General features: G+C 27.7%; 24 protein-coding genes, 1 tRNA gene and 1 riboswitch. Of the genes, 17 read left to right on the forward strand and 8 right to left on the reverse strand.

Annotated elements, in window-relative coordinates:
• Positions 1–23: 23 nt before the first annotated feature.
• The 4 genes from polA to ACWPW7_RS14100 all read left to right on the forward strand — a co-directional run bounded on the left by polA (position 24) and on the right by ACWPW7_RS14100 (position 4043).
• Positions 24–2651, forward strand: coding sequence for a DNA polymerase I (polA, locus tag ACWPW7_RS14085; RefSeq protein WP_454054016.1), 2628 nt, complete (start codon positions 24–26; stop codon positions 2649–2651).
• Positions 2638–3267, forward strand: coding sequence for a dephospho-CoA kinase (gene coaE / locus ACWPW7_RS14090; protein ID WP_454054017.1), 630 nt, complete (start codon positions 2638–2640; stop codon positions 3265–3267). Before polA ends, coaE begins: the two co-directional genes overlap by 14 nt.
• Positions 3254–3811, forward strand: a complete 558-nt coding sequence (locus ACWPW7_RS14095) for a lytic transglycosylase domain-containing protein (RefSeq protein WP_454054018.1) — start codon at positions 3254–3256, stop codon at positions 3809–3811. The genes coaE and ACWPW7_RS14095 overlap by 14 nt, the downstream gene beginning before the upstream one ends.
• A gap of 145 nt (positions 3812–3956) precedes the next feature.
• Positions 3957–4043, forward strand: a tRNA-Leu gene (locus ACWPW7_RS14100).
• Between the two features lie 378 nt (positions 4044–4421).
• Here the strand turns inward: ACWPW7_RS14100 and ACWPW7_RS14105 are convergent.
• From ACWPW7_RS14105 to ACWPW7_RS14115, 3 genes are read right to left on the reverse strand one after another with little or no spacing between them, the layout of a single operon-like run.
• Positions 4422–5678: an erythromycin esterase family protein gene (locus ACWPW7_RS14105; protein ID WP_454054019.1), complete on the reverse strand. Its 1257-nt coding sequence runs from the start codon at positions 5676–5678 to the stop codon at positions 4422–4424.
• Between the two features lie 19 nt (positions 5679–5697).
• The gene (locus ACWPW7_RS14110; protein WP_454054020.1) at positions 5698–6303 is read right to left on the reverse strand and encodes a DUF2812 domain-containing protein; all 606 of its coding nucleotides are present in this window, start codon (positions 6301–6303) and stop codon (positions 5698–5700) included.
• A 12-nt stretch (positions 6304–6315) separates the two neighbouring features.
• On the reverse strand, positions 6316–6627 hold the full coding sequence (locus ACWPW7_RS14115; protein WP_039630476.1) for a PadR family transcriptional regulator: 312 nt from the start codon (positions 6625–6627) through the stop codon (positions 6316–6318).
• A 295-nt stretch (positions 6628–6922) separates the two neighbouring features.
• Here ACWPW7_RS14115 and ACWPW7_RS14120 point away from each other — a divergent pair, with 295 nt between their 5' ends.
• Entirely contained in the window at positions 6923–7660 is a 738-nt protein-coding gene (locus ACWPW7_RS14120; protein ID WP_454054021.1) for a hypothetical protein, read from the forward strand.
• A 204-nt stretch (positions 7661–7864) separates the two neighbouring features.
• Positions 7865–8329, forward strand: coding sequence for an N-acetyltransferase family protein (locus ACWPW7_RS14125; protein ID WP_454054022.1), 465 nt, complete (start codon positions 7865–7867; stop codon positions 8327–8329).
• Positions 8330–8709: 380 nt separating this feature from the next.
• On the opposite strand, the gene ACWPW7_RS14130 is transcribed toward ACWPW7_RS14125, so the two are convergent.
• Entirely contained in the window at positions 8710–9153 is a 444-nt protein-coding gene (locus tag ACWPW7_RS14130) for a MarR family winged helix-turn-helix transcriptional regulator (protein WP_454054023.1), read from the reverse strand.
• Between the two features lie 559 nt (positions 9154–9712).
• Here ACWPW7_RS14130 and ACWPW7_RS14135 point away from each other — a divergent pair.
• The 3 genes from ACWPW7_RS14135 to ACWPW7_RS14145 all read left to right on the forward strand — a co-directional run bounded on the left by ACWPW7_RS14135 (position 9713) and on the right by ACWPW7_RS14145 (position 12478).
• On the forward strand, positions 9713–10348 hold the full coding sequence (locus tag ACWPW7_RS14135; protein ID WP_454054024.1) for a flavodoxin family protein: 636 nt from the start codon (positions 9713–9715) through the stop codon (positions 10346–10348).
• A gap of 301 nt (positions 10349–10649) precedes the next feature.
• Positions 10650–11372, forward strand: a complete 723-nt coding sequence (locus ACWPW7_RS14140) for an HAD family hydrolase (RefSeq protein WP_454054025.1) — start codon at positions 10650–10652, stop codon at positions 11370–11372.
• 296 nt (positions 11373–11668) lie between these two features.
• Positions 11669–12478, forward strand: coding sequence for a ZIP family metal transporter (locus tag ACWPW7_RS14145; protein ID WP_454054026.1), 810 nt, complete (start codon positions 11669–11671; stop codon positions 12476–12478).
• A 211-nt stretch (positions 12479–12689) separates the two neighbouring features.
• Here ACWPW7_RS14145 and ACWPW7_RS14150 read toward each other — a convergent pair whose 3' ends face one another.
• Entirely contained in the window at positions 12690–13160 is a 471-nt protein-coding gene (locus ACWPW7_RS14150) for a PKD domain-containing protein (protein WP_454054027.1), read from the reverse strand.
• A 525-nt stretch (positions 13161–13685) separates the two neighbouring features.
• Here ACWPW7_RS14150 and lipA point away from each other — a divergent pair.
• From lipA to thiC, 5 genes are all read left to right on the forward strand, one after another.
• A complete protein-coding gene (gene lipA, locus ACWPW7_RS14155; protein WP_454054028.1) occupies positions 13686–14552 on the forward strand; it encodes a lipoyl synthase in 867 nt (288 codons plus the stop codon).
• Positions 14553–14729: 177 nt separating this feature from the next.
• Positions 14730–14987: a hypothetical protein gene (locus ACWPW7_RS14160; protein WP_454054029.1), complete on the forward strand. Its 258-nt coding sequence runs from the start codon at positions 14730–14732 to the stop codon at positions 14985–14987.
• Between the two features lie 188 nt (positions 14988–15175).
• Positions 15176–15958 carry an N-acetylmuramoyl-L-alanine amidase gene (locus tag ACWPW7_RS14165; RefSeq protein ID WP_454054030.1) on the forward strand — a complete coding sequence of 261 codons (783 nt, stop codon included), beginning with the start codon at positions 15176–15178 and terminating at the stop codon, positions 15956–15958.
• Between the two features lie 95 nt (positions 15959–16053).
• A riboswitch (TPP riboswitch) is annotated at positions 16054–16154 on the forward strand.
• A gap of 106 nt (positions 16155–16260) precedes the next feature.
• Entirely contained in the window at positions 16261–17325 is a 1065-nt protein-coding gene (gene thiE, locus ACWPW7_RS14170; protein ID WP_454054031.1) for a thiamine phosphate synthase, read from the forward strand.
• On the forward strand, positions 17294–18607 hold the full coding sequence (thiC, locus tag ACWPW7_RS14175) for a phosphomethylpyrimidine synthase ThiC (RefSeq protein WP_454054032.1): 1314 nt from the start codon (positions 17294–17296) through the stop codon (positions 18605–18607). The genes thiE and thiC overlap by 32 nt, the downstream gene beginning before the upstream one ends.
• 151 nt (positions 18608–18758) lie before the next feature.
• Here the strand turns inward: thiC and ACWPW7_RS14180 are convergent, their stop codons facing one another.
• Positions 18759–18995, reverse strand: coding sequence for a PF20097 family protein (locus ACWPW7_RS14180; RefSeq protein ID WP_454054033.1), 237 nt, complete (start codon positions 18993–18995; stop codon positions 18759–18761).
• Positions 18996–19035: 40 nt separating this feature from the next.
• On the reverse strand, positions 19036–19968 hold the full coding sequence (locus ACWPW7_RS14185; RefSeq protein ID WP_454054034.1) for an alpha/beta hydrolase: 933 nt from the start codon (positions 19966–19968) through the stop codon (positions 19036–19038).
• Between the two features lie 283 nt (positions 19969–20251).
• On the opposite strand from ACWPW7_RS14185, the gene ACWPW7_RS14190 reads away from it, so the two are divergent.
• From ACWPW7_RS14190 to ACWPW7_RS14200, 3 genes are all read left to right on the forward strand, one after another.
• Positions 20252–22600 carry an ATP-dependent DNA helicase gene (locus ACWPW7_RS14190; RefSeq protein ID WP_454054035.1) on the forward strand — a complete coding sequence of 783 codons (2349 nt, stop codon included), beginning with the start codon at positions 20252–20254 and terminating at the stop codon, positions 22598–22600.
• Between the two features lie 279 nt (positions 22601–22879).
• Positions 22880–23647, forward strand: a complete 768-nt coding sequence (locus ACWPW7_RS14195) for a MerR family transcriptional regulator (protein ID WP_454054036.1) — start codon at positions 22880–22882, stop codon at positions 23645–23647.
• A gap of 2 nt (positions 23648–23649) precedes the next feature.
• Positions 23650–24258 (forward strand): GNAT family N-acetyltransferase, encoded by a 609-nt coding sequence (locus ACWPW7_RS14200; protein ID WP_454054037.1) that lies wholly within the window; start codon positions 23650–23652, stop codon positions 24256–24258.
• Positions 24259–24513: 255 nt separating this feature from the next.
• On the opposite strand, the gene ACWPW7_RS14205 is transcribed toward ACWPW7_RS14200, so the two are convergent.
• Entirely contained in the window at positions 24514–24669 is a 156-nt protein-coding gene (locus ACWPW7_RS14205; protein ID WP_454054038.1) for a hypothetical protein, read from the reverse strand.
• Positions 24670–24811 lie beyond the last annotated feature (142 nt).

A 24811-nucleotide genomic window follows, 5' to 3' on the forward strand; every position in this document is an offset into this window, starting at 1 on the left:
AATAAATAAATAGAGGTGAAATTATGTCAAAAGAAAGATTATTAATTTTGGATGGTAATAGTTTATTATACAGAGCCTTTTATGCTATGCCTGCACTAACCAATTCAGAAGGAATATATACTAATGCAGTGTATGGATTCACAAATATGTTATTTAAAATGATTGAAGATATAAAGCCTGATTATATTGTTACAGCTTTTGATAGAGCTGCTCCTACCTTTAGACATGTAGAGTATGATGAATATAAAGCTGGAAGGAAAAAAATGCCTGACGAACTTGGAATGCAATTTCCAATAGTAAAAGATCTCCTTAAAAAGATGGCTATTAATATATTTGAAATTGATGGTTACGAAGCTGATGATTTAATAGGAACTTTATCTGTATTTGCAGAAGAAAATAACATTGAGGTATATATAGTAACAGGAGATAAAGATGCACTTCAGTTAGCCACAGACAACGTTAAAATAGTTATTAATAAAAAAGGGATGACAGAAAAAGAAGTTTACGATAGAACTAGAATGATTGAAGAGTTTGGGGTTACTCCAAAACAATTTATAGATGTGAAGGGCTTAATGGGAGATAAATCTGACAATATTCCTGGGGTACCTGGTGTAGGAGAAAAAACTGCCTTTAAGCTTATAAAAGAATATGGCAGTATAGAAAATCTTCTACAAAATTTAGAAAATGTTAGTGGAAAAAAATTAAAAGAAAATTTAATTGAAAACAGTGAACAAGCAATATTTAGTAAAAAGCTTGCTACTATAATTACTGATGTGCCTGTGGAAATGAACTTGGAATCTATAAAATCTAAGAAAGAATATGATAATAAAGGGTTAAAAGAATTGTTCCATAAGCTGCAATTTAAATCACTATTATCTAAAATAGATAATATAAATGAACAAGATAATATTGAAGAAAAAGCTGTAATTAATATGGAATATACAACAATTGAAGATTTAACAGAATTAAAAGAATTAATAAGTGATATAAAAGAAAAAGTGTTTTTAACTTTTAAACTTAAAGATGTAAATGTATATTCAAAATTAGAAATTGAATATATATTTATTATTCATAACAGTAAATATTATATTATTAATATAAATGAACTTATGATTAAAGATTCAAGTGAAACAATAAAAATTTTAAAAGCTTTATTTGAAAGTGAAGAAACAAAAAAAGTTTCTCATGGATTGAAAAATGTATACACAGCTTTAAATAAATTAAATATTGATTTAAAATCAGTAGAATTTGACAGTGAAATTGCTGCTTATTTAATAGACTCTTCTAAATCAGAATATAGCTTAAAGACTCTTATAGAAGACTTTATAAATGAAACAGTTGGTGGAGATAATTTAGAATTAGAAATTAATTCTTTAGCTATGCTTCCTAAAGTTTATGAGGAAGAAAAGAAAATAATAGAAGAGCTTAATATGAATAATCTTCTATATGAGATTGAACAACCGTTAACTAAAGCTATTTCTATTATGGAATGTGCAGGCTTTAAAATTCATAGAGAAAAATTAGATGAACTTGGTGAAAATTTTAAAGAAGAAATTGATATTACTTCTAAATCAATATATGAAATATCAGATGAAAATTTTAATATAAATTCACCAAAACAATTAGGAAAGATATTATTTGAAAAACTTGATTTACCTGTAATAAAGAAAACTAAAACAGGCTATTCTACTAATGCGGAAGTATTAGATGCTTTAAAAGATAAGCATCCTATTATAGAAAAAATAATTTATTATAGACAATTAACTAAACTCTATTCCACATATATTGAAGGACTTAAGGCAGTTATTGATACCGATGGAAAAATTCATTCTAGTTTTAATCAAACTGTTACAACTACAGGTAGATTATCAAGTACAGAGCCAAACCTTCAAAATATACCAATAAAATATGAGATGGGAAGAGCAATAAGAAAGGTATTTATTCCTGAGAACGAAAATTCTATTATCTTATCAGCAGACTACTCACAAATCGAACTTAGAGTATTAGCTCATATTTCTCAGGATGAAAATTTAATCAATGCTTTTAAAAAACATAGTGATATCCATACTATAACTGCTTCAGAGGTATTTGGTGTTCCTATAGATGAAGTTACTTCCACAATGAGAAGTAATGCTAAAGCAGTAAATTTTGGAATTGTTTATGGTATAGGAGACTTTAGTTTAGCTCAAGATTTAAATATTACAAAAGCGGAAGCTAAAAAATATATTGATAATTATTTAGAAAGATACCCTAAAGTTAAAGAATATATGGATAACGTAATAAATGAAGCAGAAAGTAAACAATATGTTACAACTATTTTAAATAGAAGAAGATTCATACCTGAAATAACTGCTTCTAATAAAATTTTAAAAGCTTTAGGTAAGAGATTAGCTATGAATGCACCTATTCAAGGTAGTGCAGCAGATATAATTAAACTTGCAATGGTTAACGTATATGAAGAATTGACTAAGAGAAATTTAAAAAGTAAGCTTATATTGCAAGTTCATGACGAATTAATACTAAATGTTTATAAAGATGAGTTAGATGAAGTTACAACTTTAGTAAAAAAAGAAATGGAAGAAGTTTTAGATTTAAGTGTTCCTCTTGAAGTGGATATAAATATTGGAGAAACTTGGTATGAAGCAAAATAGTACCATAGTAGTAGGTCTTACTGGAGGTATAGGCAGTGGGAAAAGTACCGTTTCAAACATGCTTATAGAAAGAAATATTCCAGTAATTGATGCGGACAAAATTTCAAGAGAGGTATTAATTATTTATCCGGAGGTTCTATGGTCAATAAAAAAAGAATTTGGTGAAGAAGTTTTTGATGAAAATGATAATTTAGATAGAAAAAAATTAGGATATATTATATTTTCTAATGAAATTTTTAAAAAAAAGTTAGAAAATATAATAATACCCTATATTAAAAAAGAAATTTTTGATAAAATAGAGAAGTACGTGAAAGCTGGAGAAAAACTTTGTATAGTTGATGCTCCTACACTAATTGAAAACAATCTTCATAAATATATGGATGAAGTAATAATTATAGTAGTAAATGAAGAAATTCAAATCAAAAGAGTAATGGCAAGGGATTCCCTAAGTAAAAAAGATGCATTAAATAGGATTAATAGTCAAATGCCGTTAAAAGAAAAGCTTAAATACGCTACCTATACTATTGATAATAGTGATACACTTTCACATACAGAAGAACAATTGGATAATATAATTTTTAATTTATTAGTAAGGGGGAACAATGAAAAAATTTAAAGCATTAATTAAACTATGTATATTTATCTTGATGATTTATATGGTTTTTAACTATAAAAGTGTCATCAAAACTATATATCCTTTAAATTACCAAGAGCACATACTCACTTATTCTAAGGAATATAATTTAGATCCAAATTTGGTGGCAGCAGTAATTAAAGCAGAAAGCGACTTTGATAAGGATGCACTATCTCATAGAGGTGCTTACGGACTCATGCAAATTATGCCGGATACTGCTGATTGGATAGCTGCTCAAAGTGGCATGAAGGAAATTACTTATGATGCTTTATATACACCTGAAATAAATATAAAAATGGGATGTTGGTATTTAGATAATTTAAGTAAAGAATTTAATGGTGACATTAACTTAATCTTAGCTGCTTATAATGGTGGAAGAGGTAATGTCCAAAAATGGCTTAACGATGAAGAATATTCTAAAGATGGTAAAAACCTTCATTTAATTCCATTTAAAGAAACTGATGGTTATGTAAAAAAAGTAAATAAAAATTATAAAATTTATAAGAAGTTATACGATTTAAAATAAAAGGCACTTTTTAGTGCCTTTTTAAAATTTATAAGTTATATTTGTTTATATATAAAAACGCAATATTAACTAAAAACCTATAAATATTATTGTTATAATAATGTAAATATGATATTATTATAATACAAGTTTATATTATATATATGCGGGGATGGCGGAATTGGCAGACGCACCATCTTGAGGGGGTGGCGAGTGTACACTCGTACGGGTTCAAGTCCCGTTCTCCGCACCAAAAATACAAACCTATTTTTAACTAAGTAGGTTTGTATTTTTTATACTAAATTAGATTATTGTTATTAATTCGATACTATCAAAAAGCAAAGTGCAAAAAATAGGTTATTTAGAATAGGAAATGAATGAGTATTGACTTTCAAAAACAGTAGATTCATTTTTTCTATAAAAGAATACTATTGATAAAGATGTTAATGATAAAAGTATGCTGAAATTAATAAGGAATAAAACACTCAAAAATTAATTCTTTTCAAAGTCAGGTCTAAAAACATAACTAGTCAGTATATTAAAATTCATTCAACTTAAAGAACCACCGTGTATCAGATTGGTAAACGGTGGTGTGAGAGTCCTGTAGATAAAATAATTATCTACAATTAGGTTAATCTTCTATAACCGTTCTTGGGGTTGCATTTTTAACTACAATAATTCCATTATAGGCTTTGCTTGGAATCATGTTTAAGGTGTAGAATTTTTTAAATTTTCCTTGCCAATCATTAAATTCAGCACCGATATTTGCCATTGGTTGCTTTTCCTCAATAATGCTTTTTAAAGCCGGATTAGCTTTCGCTTTTTCAAAATCCATAAAGTATTCATTTTCAGGTAAATCTATAAATTGCCCCACAAGTTCATTTTGATTTGTAAGAGTAAAGTTTTTAACTTCATCATTTGATGTAACTGCTGTAAAAGTGCTATTATAAAAATCTGTTCCAATTGCATAATAAGCATCGCCAAATTCATCAGCCAAATGATTGCCCATAGAAGTATAGATAGGTGAAGCTGAAGATTTTTCAATATGTCCGTTATGACCGTTAATAAATATCATGTCACTTCCTTCATGTTCTAGTATCCATTTCACTTTATTGCTCATATATTCATCTCTCATCTGTGAGTAATTAACCTTCCCATCACGTAAAGTGGCATTTTCTTTTATGGATTGAGCAAACTGAAGTGCTAAAGAATACTCTTTTTCATTTGTTGCTTTTATATATATATTCTTATTTAATTCCATTTCAGATATTAAATTTTCTATATTCTTTAATGCTTCTTTCACTTTTGATGGATCTTGCGTATATACAGTATCGTCATTTAAGTCTACTAGTAAATCTTTATACTTGCTTACCATATCTAGGTTTATTTTTTCAATATATGATAACAATCCTTCTTTATTATTATCATATCTTTGCATATCAAAGCCATAAAACTTGATTTTTTGTGATTCGTTCAAATTCTTGTTATAATCATGTATCCATTGAATCAAGTCAACCATTTCCTCTGTTATATAGATACCAAATCCAATTTGAGAAACTGCTTCTTTTGCAGTTCCTTCTCCATTTAGAACATAATTATTGACTTTTTGACATCCACCAAAATCTCCTTCAATAGCAAAAATCCTGCAACCATTATTCTTCACTAATGCTTCAAAGACTTCTTTTTTTAATATTTGAAACTCTGCATTGCCATGGGTAGCTTCTCCAAGTCCTACAATTTTGATGTTGTCTGGCATTGTAATAGAATCAATTCCTGTAATATATTGTTCCATATTTTCTGCTAATTTTGTTTCTTTTTTGCAGCCAGAAAACAGTGACATTATAATAAATATAAATGTAAATAATAATAGGAAGTTTTTCTTTTTCAATTTAATATACACCTCTCAATTAAATTTCCTTATTTGATAAAAAATCCTCATATGCTTTTTTTGCTTTTCTTGCCCAATATCCGTTTAAAACAGTACCAATTATACAAAGAGTAATTGGAAGAACTCTCATAAGCATAAATGGAAATTCAAACCAGAAAGCCTTCCAAAATTCTGCTCCTTGTCTTTCCCAAAGACCGGGTGTTAAAAAGAAAAGCTCAGATAAATTAAAATTAGTACTTACCAATGTTACAACTATTATGCAAATGAACCATTCTAAGCATCTATGTTGTAGACGGACATACCGATCTGCCCTTGATTTCTCGTCTGAAAATATATCAGATGTAGCTTCCTTTGATAATTTTAAAAAATATTGCTGACCGGACCCTTGTGTTCCGTAAATATGTTTCCAGCCACTATCTTCAAACATAGAAATATAATCTAGGAAATTTGATTTTTTATAAAAAATACGATAATCCACCTTGTAAGAACTAATCTTTGGATTAGCTTTTTTAAAATGATATATTCCAAAAGTAGAGTGCCTTACAAACTCAAATCCTTTTTGTGCCATATGATTTAGATATTGCTCTTCCTGTTGAAAATTGGTAAAGACTTTAAGTTGTCTCATCTTCATTTCCTCCTAGAAACCAAATTCTTCTGCTATTTTAATAATATGTCTTAATCTCATTATCTCAAGCTTTAAGACCTCATGTCCGGCATCAGTAAGTTTGTAAACCTTTCTTCGAGCATCTTCTGATTTTACTGATTCAATCAATTTTTGCTTTGTTAGGTTATCAAGAGCACCGTACATAGTTCCTGCGGCAATTCTAACCTTGCCATCACTCAATTTCTCCACCTTTTGCATTACACTGTATCCATGTGCTGGTTCTTTCAATGCAAGCATAATATAAAATGTAGTTTCTGTTAATGGTAAAAACTTTGTTAAATTCATTTTTATCCTCCATTTTTTATACAATATAACTATACAGTATAACTATACAGTTATACTGTATATCGTAAAACTGTATATGTCAATGAGAATAAAAAAGTGTAATTTAATTTATTACCAAATTACAACTTACACCAAAATATAAAATTCATCTTTAAGACTTAATTAAAGAAAGCTGTTTTGATCTATTATTACAATAATTTTAGACAGTTCTTATATTAGAATAAGAATTTCCTTATTGTTTATAAAAGGAAAAACTAGATAATTGTAGAATATTATCATGAAAGGAGGAGAGTTTATGAAGAATAATAGTACTATTAAGGGATTTATAGTATTTTTTATATTTTTATCTATTACTATGGCAATATCACCTAAAATTGCTTCTCTATTATTAACAATAGTACCACTAGCTTATTTAATATTTTTATTTAAGAAAAGTAACAAATTTAAATCTCGAAATATAATGCTTAAAGGAATAATTAGTACATTTTTATTATGTACAGTTCTTACTGGAATTGGAGGAATAGCTACTGAATTTGAAACTTCTAATGAACCTACTAAAAAAATACAACAAATAACCAGTAATAAGAACTCTATTTTAACAGATGAAAAATCATTAGAAGAAAACTCTAAAGATGAGAAAGAGGAAGCAAAAAGAATAGCTGAAGAGAAAACTAAAAGAGAAGAACAACAAAAAAAAGAAGCAGAATTAAAGGCGCAAAAAGCAAAAGAAGAACAAGCTAGAAAAGAAGCGGAAGAGAAAGTAAGAAGAGACGCAGAAGAAAAGAAACAATTAGAAGAATCTATTGCAAATAATAATGTTAGTGAAAATAGTAATGTTATAGAATCTGAAGTAGAATTAGAGTCTGAAATAGTAAATGATGATATAAGCACTGTTGTATACATAACTAAAACTGGAGAAAAATATCATTCAGATGGATGCGGATACTTATCAAGAAGTAAAATAGAAATTACTTTAGAAAATGCAATGAATAGAGGATACACTCCATGTTCTAGGTGTGGTCCACCACAATAAAAATATTTTATTATTTATAAAAAATCTATTTGAGACCATAGGGGTTTCAGTTTTGACACAAGAAATAATTGACTCTATAGAAGAACTGCATTGGAATATGAATGACAATAGAAAATCGGAAAATTAATTATAAATGCTGTGCACTATTATAAATATTAACGATTTTTTCTAAAAATTATCTAGAGACGAGTGGAGGTATTTGTTATGTCAAATATTATTATAAGAGAGTATAAAACTCAAGATTGGCCACGTATCGGGGAAATACATGACTGCGCTAGAAAAATAGAACTTAAATTTGCTGGGTTGGAGGATGCATTTATACCACTTGCTCAGGCTGCCATTGACGAAGGATTATTTGATTATACATTGGTAGTTGGTCAATTAAATGATAGTGTAGTAGGATTTGTAGCATATTCAGAAGATGAAATTGCGTGGATTTATGTCGATCCTAGTGCTATGAGACAGGGCATCGGAAAAAGTTTAGTTAAACATGTCATTAAAAATACGACCTGTAGGCCACTTATGTTAGAGGTTTTGGTAGGAAATAAGCCTGCCTTACGCTTATATGAGGCAATGGGGTTTGAAACCTTAGAGATTCTTTCGGGTTCAATGCCGGGAAATGAGTCTTTCAAAGTATCTGTACATTCCATGCAACTGAAAACAACTTAGTATAATCAAAGTGCAATTCAAAGACATAAGAACATGAAATGCTGTTGGGAATTTCTTAGGAATGGGCAGTATAAGTCAATTGTTACAAATATAAAAAACAAAGCTTTGAAATTCAATTACCATAAATAGTTGTGACAACGTAGTATGATGAAAAAATAAAGTAACATACTATGTTGTTGTTTTTTAGATACTTAAAATAAAGACATAAAAATTTTTTATTCATTACCTTTAAGTATAACCATTTCGATATATTAACTATTTCCTTATAATTAGAAAAAGTGTTATTGTGAAAAAGCTTATAAATTAGAATTATATTTATATTATAACAATACTGTGAGCCTTTATGTCAACTGTATAATATATCTTTAAAAGACTTATATTTATTCTTGATTGTTATTAGCATCAAAAAGTATTTTTAAGTATTTGGTAAATTCTAATTTATCTTCGTCACAAACTCCTTTCAAAGAATTATCTAAAAACTTACATCTTTCAATTAATACATTTTCTAAAACCTTATGACCTTTATCTAAAACTTTAATTCGTACAATTCGTCTATCACGAGGGTCCTTTATTCTTTCAACTAATAAATTTTTTTCCATTCTATCAATTAAATCTGTAGTAGTACTGGGCACTTGATAAAGTTTAGAGCTTAATTCGCTTATTGTTAATTCTCCATTACATATAAGATATTGCAGTGCATCAAACTGTGCTGGAGTTATATTATAATCATCTAAAATTCTTCTTCCTCTTTTCTTAATAATAAAGCAGACTCTTCTTAGTAATACCTCAATATTCTCTATTAAAGTATCATCATAAATACTCATATATTCAACTCCTGTACATAACATTTCGACTCGCGAATTACTATACACTTATTTGAATAATCAGTCAATTATAGTCTTAACTATACTAAGTTTTTCAAGCAAATGGCTGGCGAAAAGAAAATGCGTACGAGCGTTTGTATAAGTATTCCTAATAATGCTGAGTTTGAACAAAATGAATATGCAGCAGCATGGAATTACGTTAATATGTAGTCATTATACAGAATTTGCAGAGATGATGGTTTTATAATTAAAAATGACCTATCTATAATATTTTATAGTCTTTATATATTCATCTAGATGTATGGACTTAGACTAGGCATAATTATATATTGAAATTAAAGATGAAAAAGAGTATAACATTAGAAACTCACAAGAATTAAAACTTCAGCATAGTAGCAGGTTTTATGTTTTGCAGGTTTACGCGCTCAATAAACTAAAGTCCATAATAATAAATGTTCCCTAAAGGTAAGTTACTAACAGAAAAGTGCGTACTTGTTAATTAGATTATGAAGGCATATAATAACATCATTAAAGATATAAATTGTATGGGGGTAATATTATGAAAGTAGTTGCTTTTAATGGAAGTCCTAAAAAGAATGGAAATACTTATGAGGCAATAAAAGCTGTAGGAACAGAATTAGAAAAAGAAAACATAGAATTAGAGATTGTTCATGTGGGAAACAAATTAATACAAGGATGTTTGGCATGTAATGGATGCGGTAGGAACAGAAATGAAAAATGTGTTATTGAAAATGATGAAGTTAATGAGTGGATTCAAAAAATGAAAGAGGCTGATGGAATTATTTTGGCATCTCCTGTATACTACTCAGCTATAGCAGGAACTATGAAATCATTTTTAGACCGTGCATTTTATGTAGCCTCTGCAAATGGAGGAATGTTTAGACATAAAGTGGGCACTAGTGTAGCTGCTGTAAGAAGATCTGGAGGAGTTCCAGCATTTAATCAATTAAATAATTACATTAACTATTCAGAAATGGTAATGCCTACATCAAATTATTGGAATGTAGTTTATGGTACAGTTCCAGGTGAAGCAACTCAGGATGAAGAAGGAATGCAAATTATGAGAGTCTTAGGTAAAAATATGACATGGCTTATGAAAGTTATTGAGGCTGGTAAAGAAAATGTAGAAGAAAATAAGAAGGAACGTAAAGTATTTACGAACTTTATAAGATAGAATTAGTTTATGAAAGAATGAAAATATATCGAATGATAAATAAATAGATTTTCTGTGAGATAAAAATGAAATGTGTAACGAATTGCTACACATTTCATTTTTTATTTGGTTTTGTTTTAAGAAGTTGGTAATTTTATCACTATACTTTATTAGCGATAGTAATGATAGAAAGAAATTTAAAATAGTTGAACTTCGTTGCAGTAATATTATGTGGTAAAATATTACTATAAGTAAAACCTTGATCATTTCCTACTAGCCATCTATTTACTTATTTAACCTTTGTCCATAGGAGGAATAAAAAATGAATAAACCTAAAGCTATATTATTTGATGCAGGAGATACAATTATTGAGTATATAAAAAATAATCCTTTAGAGGGAACAAGGAAGTTATTAGAAAAAGCAAACAATCCTGATAAGGTGACAGCAGAAGAGATACAAGAGTATGCTATAGAAATGGGGAGAATTTTTAACGACGGAAGAGAAACTACTGGTATTGAATATAATATGAGAAGTTTTCAAAGGTTTCTTTATGAGATGCATAATATTTATTTTGATTTAACTCCACTAGAAATAGAGAACATATTTAATAAAGAAGCTTTTAGAGGAAAAGTAATGGAAGGAGTTTTAGAATTTCTTAACTACTTAGAACAAAATAATATTAAAAAAGCTATCTTAAGTAACTCTACTTTTTCAGAAGAAGCTATTAAGGAAGAATTAAGACGTTATGAAATAAACCCTAGTAGATTTGAATTTGTTATATCAACCAGTGAATATGGTTTTAGAAAGCCAGATAAAAGAATTTTTCAATTGGCATTAAAAAAATTAGGTTTGGATAATAATCAGGTATGGTATATAGGAAATAGTTTTAAGTATGATGTAATAGGAGCACAAAATGCTGGAATACAAGCTGTTTGGTTTAACAGACAAGAAAATAATGTAGATGTAGAAAAAGATAATGGAGATTTCCTAGAAGTAAATAGCTATAAGGAGATAGAAGATTATTTAGAAGATATTATAAGCTAGTTTCCAAGGATAATTGTAGACCTACACTACAAGGTGGAATTTTAATAGCTTGTAAAAGGAAGATTTTTGGCGTTTTATGTAAGCTAATTTAATATTATGTATTGATATAAATTATTTAAGGGTATATAATATTAATTGATAATCAATATCGTTTAAGTATATTTATTTGATTATATACTTAACAGTGGAAAATAGTAGTTTAATAGAATTACTAAGAGTTTTATAATTACTAAGAATATTAATTTGTTATAAATGATGATTATATTACATTTTGAATTTACTTGGAGGTGACATTTATGAATACATTTATGAATACATTAAGTCCGGTTGCACTTGCGGCCATAGGGACAGGATTTACTTTCTTAGCAACAGCCTTAGGTGCTGCAATGGTATTTCTTTTTAGAGGAGAAATAAAGCCAAATTTGCAACGTATATTTTTAGGCTTTGCAGCAGGGGTAATGATAGCAGCATCAGTATGGTCTCTTATTATTCCTTCTATAGAAATGGCAGAAGAACAAGGAATGATTGGTTGGATACCAGCTGCAGGCGGTTTTGTTATCGGTGGATTATTTTTACTTTTACTTGATAATTTATTACCACATCTTCACTTAGATAGCGATCATCCAGAGGGACTTCCGTCATCTTTAAAACGTACCACAATGCTTGTATTTGCAGTAACTCTACACAATATTCCAGAGGGATTAGCTGTTGGGCTTGCTTTTGGACTTGCAGGAAGTGGACATTCTACAGTTAGCATTGCATCAGCATCAGCTCTTGCAATTGGAATGGCACTTCAAAACTTCCCAGAAGGAGCGGCTATATCATTGCCACTTAAAAAAGAAGGATTATCAAATACAAAAGCTTTTATATATGGAGCATTGTCAGGCATAGTGGAACCTATAGCTGGAATTATTGGAGTATTGTTAGTTGGTTCAATTCAAGGAATTATGCCTTGGTTTCTATCCTTTGCAGCAGGTGCTATGATATATGTGGTAGTGGAAGAATTGATACCTGAAGCTCATCTAGGAGAGCATTCACATTCAGGAACTATAGGAGTAATGGTTGGCTTTCTTATTATGATGGTTCTTGATGTGGCGTTAGGATAGATAGTCTTTTTATAGATAAAAAATAACAGCCTTGATGACTTTTCTGTTCATCAAGGCTGTTATCAATTTAATACTATCTAATGATAATTTTTTAGTGTGACTAAATCTTTATTCTGTGTTCCTATTGTACAGATGATGATTTTAGTAGTGGTATATATCTCATTTATTTTTATCTCAACTTCCATAGAAGTACCTATAAAGATTAGACAAATTATCTTACTTCAATAATTTCTGTTCCTTCTCCACTATAAAATATTGTATTAAGATGTTCCCAAGGTCTCGTTTGCAGAGGTGAACATTTTATACTAACTTTTACAGTATATCTTCCAGGTCTTGCATAAGTGTGTCTTGGTGAATCACTTTCACTAGTGTTTCCATCACCAAAATTCCATAAATATTTTGTAGTATAGGATGAATTCGAAGTTAAGTAAGGTTCATTTCCATTAAAATCTTTAAAATTAGCTTTAAAATCGAAAGTACCATTTAGCAAACCTATAGGTCCAGCAGGTCCTTTAAGTGATTTAATGTCTACTTTTAAAGGTATAACTTCATATGCTGGATATCCTTGAAGAGATACATCTGTTAAATTTTTTGCTGAAACATTGATGAAAGAACATAGTAAAACAGTTAATACTAGTGTAGTTAATGAAATTATTTTTTTAAAAAAACCCTTTTTGACCATAATAAATTTCCTCCCTTAATACCATTAAATTAAATTCACTAGATAAAATTTATTACTATTAATTCCATAGCATCCCCCTTTAGATAATACATAAAGTACGTATTTCATATTTGTTAACACCTGTTTCTAATATTTTACAATATTATAAATAAATAGTAAAGTATAAGACTTTAATAGGTATTTTTAATCTATAAAAAATATCTATATGTCGACTTTCAAGTAAATAAATCATATAAATAGGTATAAATATTGAAGTATAAGAGGCTGCAAACTTTTAAAGAATATATTTCAAAAACACCTAGCCTAAAATTTATTTTAAATATCAAAAATATTTATTAATAAATGAACTTTTAAAATATTTAATATGCATAAACATGCTATATATAGAATGCAATACGAGGAAAAATATATTATTTTACTATAATATTACAATTTTTCTTTTAAATTGATGTTATAATTTATATATAAGTAATTATGATATATAACTTAAAGTTAAAAGGGAGTATATGAAATAGAGGTGGGTTAATGACATATTTAAGAAAACCAGAATGGTTAAAGGTAAAATTACAAAGTGGTAAAAATATCAATAAGGTTAGTTCTTTGCTAAGCCAATATAAATTAAATACAGTTTGTGAAGAAGCAGGATGCCCTAATCATGGAGAATGTTATAATAAATGTACAGCAGCATTTATGATTTTGGGTAAAAATTGCACTAGAAATTGTAAGTTTTGTAAGGTTACAAAAGATGCCCCAGAAAAAGTTGATCCGATGGAGCCATATAATTTAGCACAAACTGTAAAAGAAATGAACCTAAAACATGTAGTAATTACTTCAGTTACAAGGGATGATTTACTTGATGGCGGGGCTAATCATTTTACAAAAACTGTAAAAGAAATAAAAAAGCTAGATAGAAAAGTTACAACAGAGGTGTTAATACCTGATTTTAAAGGCGACATTGAGGCATTGAAAACAGTAGTGAATTCTAATCCTGAAATAATTAATCATAATATTGAAACTGTAAAAAATTTATATAATAAAGTTCGTCCTATGGCAATTTATAAAAGATCTCTAGAGCTTTTACAAAACGTAAAAATGCTAAATCCAAATATTTTAACCAAATCTGGATTTATGGTAGGATTAGGTGAAAGTGAAGAAGAGGTTATAGAGTTAATGAAGGATTTAAAGAAAGTAGATTGCGATATATTAACTATAGGACAGTATTTAATGCCATCAAAAGAACATATAGATGTTGTAGAATATATTCATCCTAATACTTTTAAAGAATATGAAACTATCGGTAAAGATTTAGGCTTCAAATTTGTGGCTAGTGGACCATTAGTAAGAAGTTCCTACTATGCAGCGGAAGTTTTTGAAAGCCTACTTAAAGCTTAAAACATAAAATTATATTGTATTTAAATTAAAAACCCAATGCTCCTTTATAGCACTGGGTTTTCAATTTGATTAATAATTACTAACTATTTTTTAGTTATAATATAATCCATATATTAATAAATAAGATATTTCTACAATAATAGGTATATAGTAAAATTTAAGAGGTGACATATATACATGCTTATTTTTATACTTATATTAATAAATATACCAATTTATAAAGCTATATTTAAGTTAATATTTAATGATACTGATGATTTAAATGAAAGTATTAGGTATTCCTTTACACCAGATTTCTTTTCACTTTTACGAGGAGAATATTTTGAAGATAGAATGTCAGAATTTAAGCTTAGTTGTTTTATAGTTTCTTGCATACTTGTAGTTACAGTAGAACGTTTTTTTCTTAATAAAATAATACATTGGTTTATGCGATAATTTACATTCTTTATTTATCATAACTATTGATTTATTAGTGAAAAATCTATAATAGAAGAGCTATTATAGAAACTTATGAATTTGATTAATACAAAATACAGTTGCCATCATATTTCTTAAAAATAAAATCATACTTCATATATTGATAATCCTTTTATATGCATATATATAATTGAGGTGATAATATTATGGCACTGATAAATAAAGGTGATACACTAACGATATCTGCAGGACATTGCACTAAAACAGATCTTGGGGCTGTAGGATATAAGATTGAAGCTGAATTAAATAAATCAATAACTAAGGAATTTGTTAAACTATGTAATAAATACAACTTAACAATATATGATGTAACACCATATGATGAAGATTTATCTGTAAATGATAGGCTAGTACTAGAAGTAAATAGAGCTAATAATTATAAACCGAAACTTCATATATGCATGCATCATAACTCCTCTGATGGAAATGGTTATGGCACAGAAGTATATGTATTTTCAAATTCTGGACTAGCTTCAAGTTGTGCTAAGGCAGTAGTAGATGCCATATCCAATTTAGGACTTAGAAATAGAGGAGTAAAAGAAAATAAAAGCTTATACGTTCCTAGAGAAACTAATATGGCTTGCATATTACCAGAAGTCGCATTCGTAGATAATAAAAATGATATGAATTTATGGCAGAAACTTGGACCATATACCGTAGCTAAAAGCATATTTAAAGCGTTAACTGGTATTGATGATAATAAAGAAACCATTCCAACTACTGATGACTATTCTATTAAAGATAAAATAGCACAAATCACTGCTGATATTTTAAATGTAAGAAGTGGACCTGGTATAAATTATTCAGTAATTGGACAATTAAAAAAGAATGATAAAGTTAAGTTATACAAAAAATCTAATGGTTGGTATTCTATATATTATGGTAACAGCGGAGGATATATAAATATTAGTTATATAAAGATTTTATAAGTCTAATATATAATCGAATTCATAATTTGATTATTTTTAGATATATGTTGCAAAAATATTAAATATTGTTATAATGAAATTAAAGAATTAAATAACCTTATTGCTAGGGGTGCCTTATGGCTGAGAGGGCAGATTTTGCCTAACCCTTGAACCTGATGTGGTTAATACCACCGTAGGGAAGCAGAATAAATGCACTTTTATATGTATTTTTAAGCTTGCCTTTGGCAAGCTTTTTTAATTTAGATAAAAGTACATTAAAAATAATAACCTTTCAACATTTTGTTTTAGGAGGTGGCAGTATTTTGTCTATATATAGAATTATTGATGCAAATATAAATAGGGCATCTGAAGGTATTAGGGTATTAGAGGACCTATGCAGATTCTACTATAATGATGAAATAAAAACTAAAGAGCTTAGAGAGTTAAGGCATAATGTAAGAAAAACTTTTGATAGTGATGAACTTATAACCTATAGAGATTCAATAAATGATATTGGTGCTGCTATATCTTTGAGAACCACTGTAGATAAAAAAGAAACTATTGAAGCATTAATAAAATCTAATTTTAAAAGAATACAAGAAGGGCTAAGAACTATTGAGGAACTATTAAAAATATTAGGATACTATGAATATGGTAAAAAATATGAGACTTTAAGGTTTAAATCCTATTATCTTGAAAAGACTTATCCAAATAGAAAGTTTTATTTTAAAGACAGTATTTATGCCATTTTAGGAGAGGATTTTTCTAATGGAAGAGATAATATTCAATTAACTAAAGAACTGATTGAAAATGGTATTAAAATAATTCAATATAGAGAGAAAAATAGAGACAAAGTTTACAAATTAAATCAATGTAAAATTATTAGAGAATTAACTAAAAAAAATAATGTAACCTTTATTGTAAATGATGATATTGATATTGCATTAGCAGTAAAAGCTGATGGTATACATCTAGGGCAAGAAGATATGGATTCACTAGAAGCAAGAAAAATAGCACCTAATATGATAATTGGACTTTCTACCCATAATAAGAATCAAGCTCTTTTAGCTTTAGAAAAGAAGGTTGATTACATAGGTGTAGGACCAATATTTAATACTACAACTAAAAAAGATGTAGAATATTCAGAAGGGTTAGAATATTTAAAATGGGTGTCAAAAAATATAAAATTACCCTCTGTAACAATAGGTGGCATAAAAGAAGAAAATTTAATGGATGTAATAAGCCATGGAGGCAAATGTTTTGCTATGATTTCTGAACTTATTAGTACAGAAAATATAAAAGCTAAAGTTAATAATATTAGAAAAATAATAAATGGGATAAATGAGGAGGATAACTATGAATTACACAACTCAAATGGATGCTGCTAAAAAGCACATTATAACAAAGGAAATGAAGATTGTTGCAGAAAAGGAAAACATAGATATAGAACAGTTAAGAATTTTAGTTGCAGAGGGTAAAATAGCAATACCTGCAAATAAGAATCATAAGAGCTTGTCACCAGAAGGTGTTGGACAAGGTCTTAGAACGAAAATTAATGTAAATCTAGGTATATCAAAGGATTGTGCTAATATTGAAGCAGAACTTGAAAAAGTCAAAATAGCATTAGAAATGAAAGCAGAAGCTATAATGGATTTAAGTAATTATGGCAAAACTTATGATTTTAGAAAAAAACTAATAGATATGTCACCTGCAATGATTGGTACTGTTCCAATGTACGATGTAGTGGGATTTTATGATAAAGAACTCAAAGATATAACTGTAGATGAGTTTTTCGATGTAGTTGAAAAACATGCTATGGATGGAGTAGATTTTGTTACTATCCATGCGGGATTAAATAGAGAGACTATAAATACTTTTAAACGAAATAAAAGACTTACTAATATAGTTTCAAGAGGTGGATCATTACTATTTGCCTGGATGGAATTAAATAACAAGGAAAATCCATTTTATGAGCATTTTGATAGATTACTAGACATTTGCGAAAAATATGATTTAACATTAAGTTTAGGCGACGCTTGCAGACCAGGCTCTATAAATGATGCTACTGATGCCTGTCAAATAAAAGAACTTATGATATTAGGAGAACTTACTTTAAGAGCATGGGAGAGAAATGTACAAGTTATAATTGAAGGGCCAGGTCATATGGCTATTAATGAAATAGAAGCTAATATGTTACTTGAGAAGAAACTTTGCCATGGAGCACCTTTCTATGTATTAGGACCATTAGTTACGGATATAGCACCAGGTTATGATCATATTACAAGTGCTATTGGTGGTGCTATTGCAGCTACTTATGGAGCCGACTTTTTATGTTATGTAACTCCATCAGAGCATTTAAGACTTCCAAACTTAGAAGATATGAAAGAGGGGATAATTGCTTCTAAAATAGCCGCTCATGCTGCTGATATAGCTAAAAATGTAAAAGGTGCAAAAGATATAGATTATAAAATGAGCAAAGCAAGACAGGCGTTGGATTGGGAAGAAATGTTCAATCTAGCTATTGATGAAGAAAAACCTAGAAGATATAGGCGTGAATCCATGCCTGAACATGAAGATAGTTGCACTATGTGCGGTAAAATGTGCTCAATAAGAAACATGAATAAAATTCTTCAAGGAAAAAATATAAATATTTTAAGAGAAGATGATTAAAAAGATCATTGTAAAAGTTAATCTTGTAAAATCTAATAAAATATAAAATTAGAAGGTATATAATTTAGAAAAATAAATTTGAATTATATACCTTTTTTAATTTCACGTAATCTTATAGATAATTTAAATCTTATTATAAAGAAAAGGTTAATTATCTTATTAAAGAGTGTGTTGTATCTATAATTATTTTTTTACATTTATCGCAGTAGTATGCACTAACTTTACATCTAGTAAAAAAGTCTGTCTCATCTAAAATAATACAATCTGTACCCTTAAGTTTAGAGAGAATACTTCTTTTATGAGTCGAATCTACCCATATTAAATTCCTTCTTCCATCAGCTTCAATATTTCCTGGATACATTTCATTTTTACAATAGGGACACTTCATAATTAAATTTACTCCTTAATATTTATTATATTTTAAGATACTATAGAATCACTAAATTTAACCAGTTTATGATATCTTCGAATACTTCATCTTTATTTATTTCATTTAACATTTCATGCCTTCCATCTTTATAGATTTTATAATGAAGATTTTTAATGCCTAAACGCTTATATAAATTAATTAAATTTTCTACTCCTTTTTGATATCTCCCAACAGGATCAGCATCGCCAGAAAAAATGAGTATAGGTAAGTTCTTAGGAATTTTATTTAAATTTTCTTCTTTATGAATTATCTTTAGCCCTTTCATTAAATCATAAAAAAAAGAAGTTGTAAAAACAGTTCCACAATAAGGGTCATTTATAAATTTCTCCACTTCTTCTTCATCTCTTGTAAGCCAATCTACTTTTGTTTTATTTTTATGTATTCTCTTATTATAAGTTCCAAATATCATTCCATCTAAAAGTTTACTTTTTGCTTTTCTTCCACGAATACGCATTTCAATACTAGATATAAAAATACCAAAATTTAATATTAAGCCAGGATTTCCATTAGTTCCTGAAATAATTGCGCCGTTAACAGTATCCCCATATTCTTCTATATATCTTTGAGCTAAAAAAGACCCCATACTATGTCCCATAATTATTATTGGTAAATTGAGATTTTCTTCTTTTATAAAATTATTTATTTCCTTTAAATCTTCAACCATGGTGTGAAAACCATCATTATCACATATATATCCTAAATCTTCAATATTACTACAAGTCAATCCATGACCTCTATGCTCACCAGCATAAACTATAAATCCATTATCTACTAACGTTTTTGCAAATCTTTCATATCTTATTCCAGATTCAGCCATTCCGTGGGCAATATTAATAATTCCTTTAACTGAATCCTTATCCTTTGGCTCCCATTTATACATGTTCATCTTTAATGAATCTTTAGTAATGAAGGTAAAATTTTTGCTTAACATTTAATTCCTCCTAGTGTATAAATCCTTAAAAATATTATACTATAATTTCCCATGTAAGTAATTGGTATTGTATATAATAAAACTTTTTCCCCATATATATTTAGAATTAAATTTGCCATAATTAATAAAAAGAAAGGTTAATAGTAAAATATGTTATAATATTTAAAACTATAATAAATTGATTTTATTACTTTATTTTAGAGAGAAGATCATTATTTATTCTCTTTATTTTTATAAAAATCATATAGTAAAATTTATTAACTAATTATAACGAGGTATAGAAATGAATAAACAAGCTAGAATTTCCGTTAGAAATTTAGTGGAATTCATATACAGATATGGAGATTTAACTAATGAGTATATAAGCCATGGAAGGGCATTAGAAGGTACAAAAATCCATCAGAAAATCCAACAACAATTAAATAAAAAATATGAAGATAATGACAATACAAAATTTGAAAAAGAGGTATCCATAAAAGAAACTTTTAAAATTAAAGATTTTGATTTAACTTTAGAAGGAAGGATAGATGGATTAATAATTTCCCAGGAAATTACAAATGTACTGGAAATAAAAAGTACTAAACGGCAGTTATCTGATATTACTAATGAAAACTTAATTCATAGTGCACAAGCTAAACTTTATGGATATATGTACGTATTTACTAATAACCTTGAGGCTATCAATATAACAGTTATGTATGTTAATACAGAAAGTTATGATATTAAAGAATTTATTACAAATTATAGTTTTGATGAACTTGAAGAATTTTTTTATGAGACTGTAAATAAATATTATCAATGGTTATTATTAAATCATAATTGGATTACGGAAAGAAATAGTTCTATTGATAGTTTACAATTCCCATTTAATGAATATAGACCTAATCAAAGAGAGCTTGCAGTAACAGTTTATAAAACTATTAAACAGAAAAAAAACTTATACTTAGAAGCACCTACTGGAATAGGAAAGACCATATCAACAATATTTCCTTCTATTAAAATATTAGGTGAAGATTTAGGAAATAAAATATTTTACTTAACTGCAAAAGGCAGCACAAAACTTATAGGCGAAAAAACTATTAATTTACTTAAGGAAAAGGGATTGAAATTAAAGACACTAACAATTACTGCGAAAGAAAAAGTATGCTTTAAAGATAATTGCATCTGTAATAGCGATTTTTGTGAATATGCTAAAGGGCACTTTGATAGAGTTAATGATTGTATCTTTGAAATAATAAATAATGAAACTTATATAAATAAAGAAATTATAACGAAATATAGTAAAGAATATAAAGTTTGTCCTTTTGAAACCTCTTTAGATTTAATATCCTATTGTGATTTTATTATATGCGATTATAATTACGTTTTCGATATGCAAGTTTCATTAAAAACTTATTTTAATGAAAGTAAAAATAATAATATATTCTTAGTAGATGAGGCGCACAATTTAGTTGATAGAGCAAGAGAAATGTACTCAGCTACTATAGATAAAGATGAAATATTGGAGTTTAAAAAAAATTTTAAAAACTTAGATAGTACAATATATAAATCTCTAGATAAAATTAATAAATTTATGATAGAAATAAGGAAATACAGTGAAGAAGACAATTATTATATATTAGAAGAAAAACCCAATGACTTTATTAATCATATTAGAGTTTTAATAAATAGTTGTGAATTTTACTTATCTAATAATAAGAATTCTTATAGAGATGAATTGTTAGATTTATATTTTAAATTATTAGCTTTTTACAGAATTAGTGAAGTCTTTGATGAGAATTATATTTGTTATGGTGAAAAGTTAGGAAATAATTTAATCATAAAGCTATTTTGCATAAATCCTTGTAATTTAATTAAAGATGTCATTGGGAAATCTATATCTACTATTTTCTTTTCTGCAACATTCTCACCTATGAATTATTATAAGGAAATGTTAGGTTCTAGTGAAGGAGATTATAATTTAACTCTACCATCACCTTTTGATCTAGAAAACAGAGAAATAATAGTTGCTGATAAAATCTCAACCAAATATCAGTATAGGAAATATAGCTATGATTCTATAGTAGAGTATATCTACAGCTTAATATCATCTAAATCTGGTAATTATATAATATTTTTCCCGTCCTATAGTTATATGGAAGAAATATATAGTAGATTTATTAAAAAATATAATTGTTTCAATATTAAACTTCAGAATTATGGCATGACAGAAATGGATAGGGAAAGCTTTTTAAGAAATTTTGATGAGAATAATGTTATTGGATTTTGTGTTTTAGGTGGAGTTTTTTCAGAAGGTATAGACCTAAAAGGAGATAAACTTATTGGAACGGCAATAATAGGTGTAGGATTACCTCAAATTTGTTTAGAAAGAGATTTAATAAATAAGCATTTTAATAATAAAAATAAGAATGGATTTCATTATGCCTATACTTTTCCAGGAATGAATAAAGTAATTCAAGCAGTAGGAAGGGTAATTAGAACAGATGATGATAGAGGAATAATATTATTAATAGATGATAGATTTAATACGCCATTATATAAAAATCTTTTTCCAAAGTACTGGCTTCCATATAAAAATGTAAAAAATCAAAATGAAATAAAGGAAATTTCTCACAACTTTTTTCAGAAATAGTCACATATCTAAAAATTAAATATAGAATTAGATTCTACCCATAATATTATACAAATGATTATGACAACGTAGTATGATGACATACTACGTTGTTGTTTTTTATACTTAAAGATAATGAATAAATATCTATAAGATTTTTATTCATTATCTTTAAGTATAAATATTCCTACATATTAACTATTTCTTCATAATCAGAAAAAGTGTTACTATGATTTCTATTGACCTTAGCATTGACCTAAGGTATATAATAAATTTACTACACAAGAAAGGATTATAATCATGGAAAATTATCTAAAAATTAGCGAATTAGCTAAGCTAATGAAAGTATCTGTTCACCAACTGCGATATTTTGAAAAAAAGGGGGTATTTTCACCTGCTTATATTGACAATAACGGTTACAGAATGTATGGAATCAATGAAATATATCAACTTTCACAAATACTACTCTTAAGAAGTCTGCAAATACCTGTTCAGAAGATTTATGAAGCGAATAATGATTATACTCCAAAACAATTTGAATTACTTTTAGAAGAATCATTACAAAAAATACAGAAACAAATAGAACAGCTAACTCTTGTAAAAGAGAAAACCCAACAAATATTAGCTAATCAGCAGAATTTAAAGGATAATATGAATAACTTTCAGATTCAATATTTTCCTAAACGCTATCTTCGCAAAAGAGATATATTAGGTGAATCAGAAGATATAGATTTGAATAAATTGAAAAGAAAATCTAAGGAATTTTCTTCATTCTTTAACAGTGATTTAATTTATTTATATGACGAGAAAGAATTAGCTGTATACATTGAAAGTGAAAATAAAGAAATTATAAATTTAGAAGAAGGAGAATATTTATGTAGGAATTTTCTTATATATGAAAAAAGAGATATAGAAAAAGCTTTAGATCACTTAGAGTGTTATATTAAGAATTCTGCTTTTACTCATCATAATCCTGTAATTCTAATTGAGAAATCCTACTCATCTATCTTTCATGCAAAGGCTCTTGTTTATGAAATACAAATAAAAGTTCAGTTAAAGGATGTGTAAACATGAATTATATGGAGGTAAAATACTGTAATATTTATCAAGATGAGAAGATTAAATCTTTAGTCATAAATGCTTTTCAATCAAAATTTACTTCGCTTGTTAATCTTGATGAAATTAACTATCTTTCTCTGATAAATCATTTTTGGGAGATTCCGTACGATTCACATAATGCAAAACAGGTAGTAATTAAAGATAACCATAACATTTGTGCTACCATGTTAATAAAGAAAAAATCAAATAAAAAAGAAAAAGGGTTAAAGTTTGATTATATATCTTTATCTAAACAGTATGGACATAGAAATGTGATTAAACTTATTGCTGGACTGTTAGTCTTAAATCATTCTGTAAAAAAAGGGGAATGGTATATTGATCATATTGCAGTAGATAAAAATTATCGTGGAAAGGGTATAGGAAAAGTGCTTATAAATTGGGCACAAGATTTTATTGAACAAGAAAGCAAATTAACTTTATTTGTTTCTACTAAAAATAAGAATGCCATTCATCTTTATACAAAAGAAGGATTCCAAATTAAAAATAAAAAAAATAGTTTCTGGAAATGGATACTTTTTCGCGAACCATGTTGGTATTTTATGGAGTGGAGAAAGTGTTAAATGAATAAAATAAAAATATTAATTTACAGTTTATTGGATATCTTATTGGCTTTAGGAATTATTTTCTTTTGGCAAAATAGCTACAATATGATGGGAAAGCAAATTATCATAAAACTTCAAAAGAGCATTTATTATCTACTTTGATTATGCCTAAAAAGCAAAATGAAAAAATGAAGAAATGGAGTTAATTATTTTTCTTCATGGAGATGGGGCTATAAATGAAAAAGAAGAGTGAGTTTCACCCTTCTTTTTATATTAGCAACAGCAACGGTCGCGACGTCTTCTACAGTCACAGTCCTCATCAAAGTCAAACAATAAAATTAGTATAATTAGCCACCACCATATGCCGAAGAATGGACAGCAACAAAATAGTAGTAATAGTATTATTATTATTAACGAACAGTCTCTCATTGTATACCCCCCTGTGTTACATATATTGTATAGGATAGTATATATTATGTATTATTCATGTAATTCGTTACTAATTTTTATTTATCCTGAAAATTAAAACAAGGATTACCTAAAAATAGGCAACCCTCATTTTATATTAAAA

Source organism: Clostridium sp. Marseille-Q7071, assembly GCF_965112025.1.

What these genes read in the sequence shown, in the direction of transcription:
- polA (WP_454054016.1), top strand. Translation starts at nt 24, where the DNA reads ATGTCAAAAGAAAGATTATTAATTTTGGATGGTAATAGTTTATTATAC.
- coaE (WP_454054017.1), top strand. Translation starts at nt 2,638, where the DNA reads ATGAAGCAAAATAGTACCATAGTAGTAGGTCTTACTGGAGGTATAGGC.
- ACWPW7_RS14095 (WP_454054018.1), top strand. Translation starts at nt 3,254, where the DNA reads ATGAAAAAATTTAAAGCATTAATTAAACTATGTATATTTATCTTGATG.
- ACWPW7_RS14110 (WP_454054020.1), bottom strand. Translation starts at nt 6,303, where the DNA reads ATGAGACAACTTAAAGTCTTTACCAATTTTCAACAGGAAGAGCAATAT.
- ACWPW7_RS14115 (WP_039630476.1), bottom strand. Translation starts at nt 6,627, where the DNA reads ATGAATTTAACAAAGTTTTTACCATTAACAGAAACTACATTTTATATT.
- ACWPW7_RS14120 (WP_454054021.1), top strand. Translation starts at nt 6,923, where the DNA reads ATGAAGAATAATAGTACTATTAAGGGATTTATAGTATTTTTTATATTT.
- ACWPW7_RS14125 (WP_454054022.1), top strand. Translation starts at nt 7,865, where the DNA reads ATGTCAAATATTATTATAAGAGAGTATAAAACTCAAGATTGGCCACGT.
- ACWPW7_RS14130 (WP_454054023.1), bottom strand. Translation starts at nt 9,153, where the DNA reads ATGAGTATTTATGATGATACTTTAATAGAGAATATTGAGGTATTACTA.
- ACWPW7_RS14135 (WP_454054024.1), top strand. Translation starts at nt 9,713, where the DNA reads ATGAAAGTAGTTGCTTTTAATGGAAGTCCTAAAAAGAATGGAAATACT.
- ACWPW7_RS14140 (WP_454054025.1), top strand. Translation starts at nt 10,650, where the DNA reads ATGAATAAACCTAAAGCTATATTATTTGATGCAGGAGATACAATTATT.
- ACWPW7_RS14145 (WP_454054026.1), top strand. Translation starts at nt 11,669, where the DNA reads ATGAATACATTTATGAATACATTAAGTCCGGTTGCACTTGCGGCCATA.
- ACWPW7_RS14150 (WP_454054027.1), bottom strand. Translation starts at nt 13,160, where the DNA reads ATGGTCAAAAAGGGTTTTTTTAAAAAAATAATTTCATTAACTACACTA.
- lipA (WP_454054028.1), top strand. Translation starts at nt 13,686, where the DNA reads ATGACATATTTAAGAAAACCAGAATGGTTAAAGGTAAAATTACAAAGT.
- ACWPW7_RS14160 (WP_454054029.1), top strand. Translation starts at nt 14,730, where the DNA reads ATGCTTATTTTTATACTTATATTAATAAATATACCAATTTATAAAGCT.
- ACWPW7_RS14165 (WP_454054030.1), top strand. Translation starts at nt 15,176, where the DNA reads ATGGCACTGATAAATAAAGGTGATACACTAACGATATCTGCAGGACAT.
- thiC (WP_454054032.1), top strand. Translation starts at nt 17,294, where the DNA reads ATGAATTACACAACTCAAATGGATGCTGCTAAAAAGCACATTATAACA.
- ACWPW7_RS14180 (WP_454054033.1), bottom strand. Translation starts at nt 18,995, where the DNA reads ATGAAGTGTCCCTATTGTAAAAATGAAATGTATCCAGGAAATATTGAA.
- ACWPW7_RS14185 (WP_454054034.1), bottom strand. Translation starts at nt 19,968, where the DNA reads ATGTTAAGCAAAAATTTTACCTTCATTACTAAAGATTCATTAAAGATG.
- ACWPW7_RS14190 (WP_454054035.1), top strand. Translation starts at nt 20,252, where the DNA reads ATGAATAAACAAGCTAGAATTTCCGTTAGAAATTTAGTGGAATTCATA.
- ACWPW7_RS14195 (WP_454054036.1), top strand. Translation starts at nt 22,880, where the DNA reads ATGGAAAATTATCTAAAAATTAGCGAATTAGCTAAGCTAATGAAAGTA.
- ACWPW7_RS14200 (WP_454054037.1), top strand. Translation starts at nt 23,650, where the DNA reads ATGAATTATATGGAGGTAAAATACTGTAATATTTATCAAGATGAGAAG.
- ACWPW7_RS14205 (WP_454054038.1), bottom strand. Translation starts at nt 24,669, where the DNA reads ATGAGAGACTGTTCGTTAATAATAATAATACTATTACTACTATTTTGT.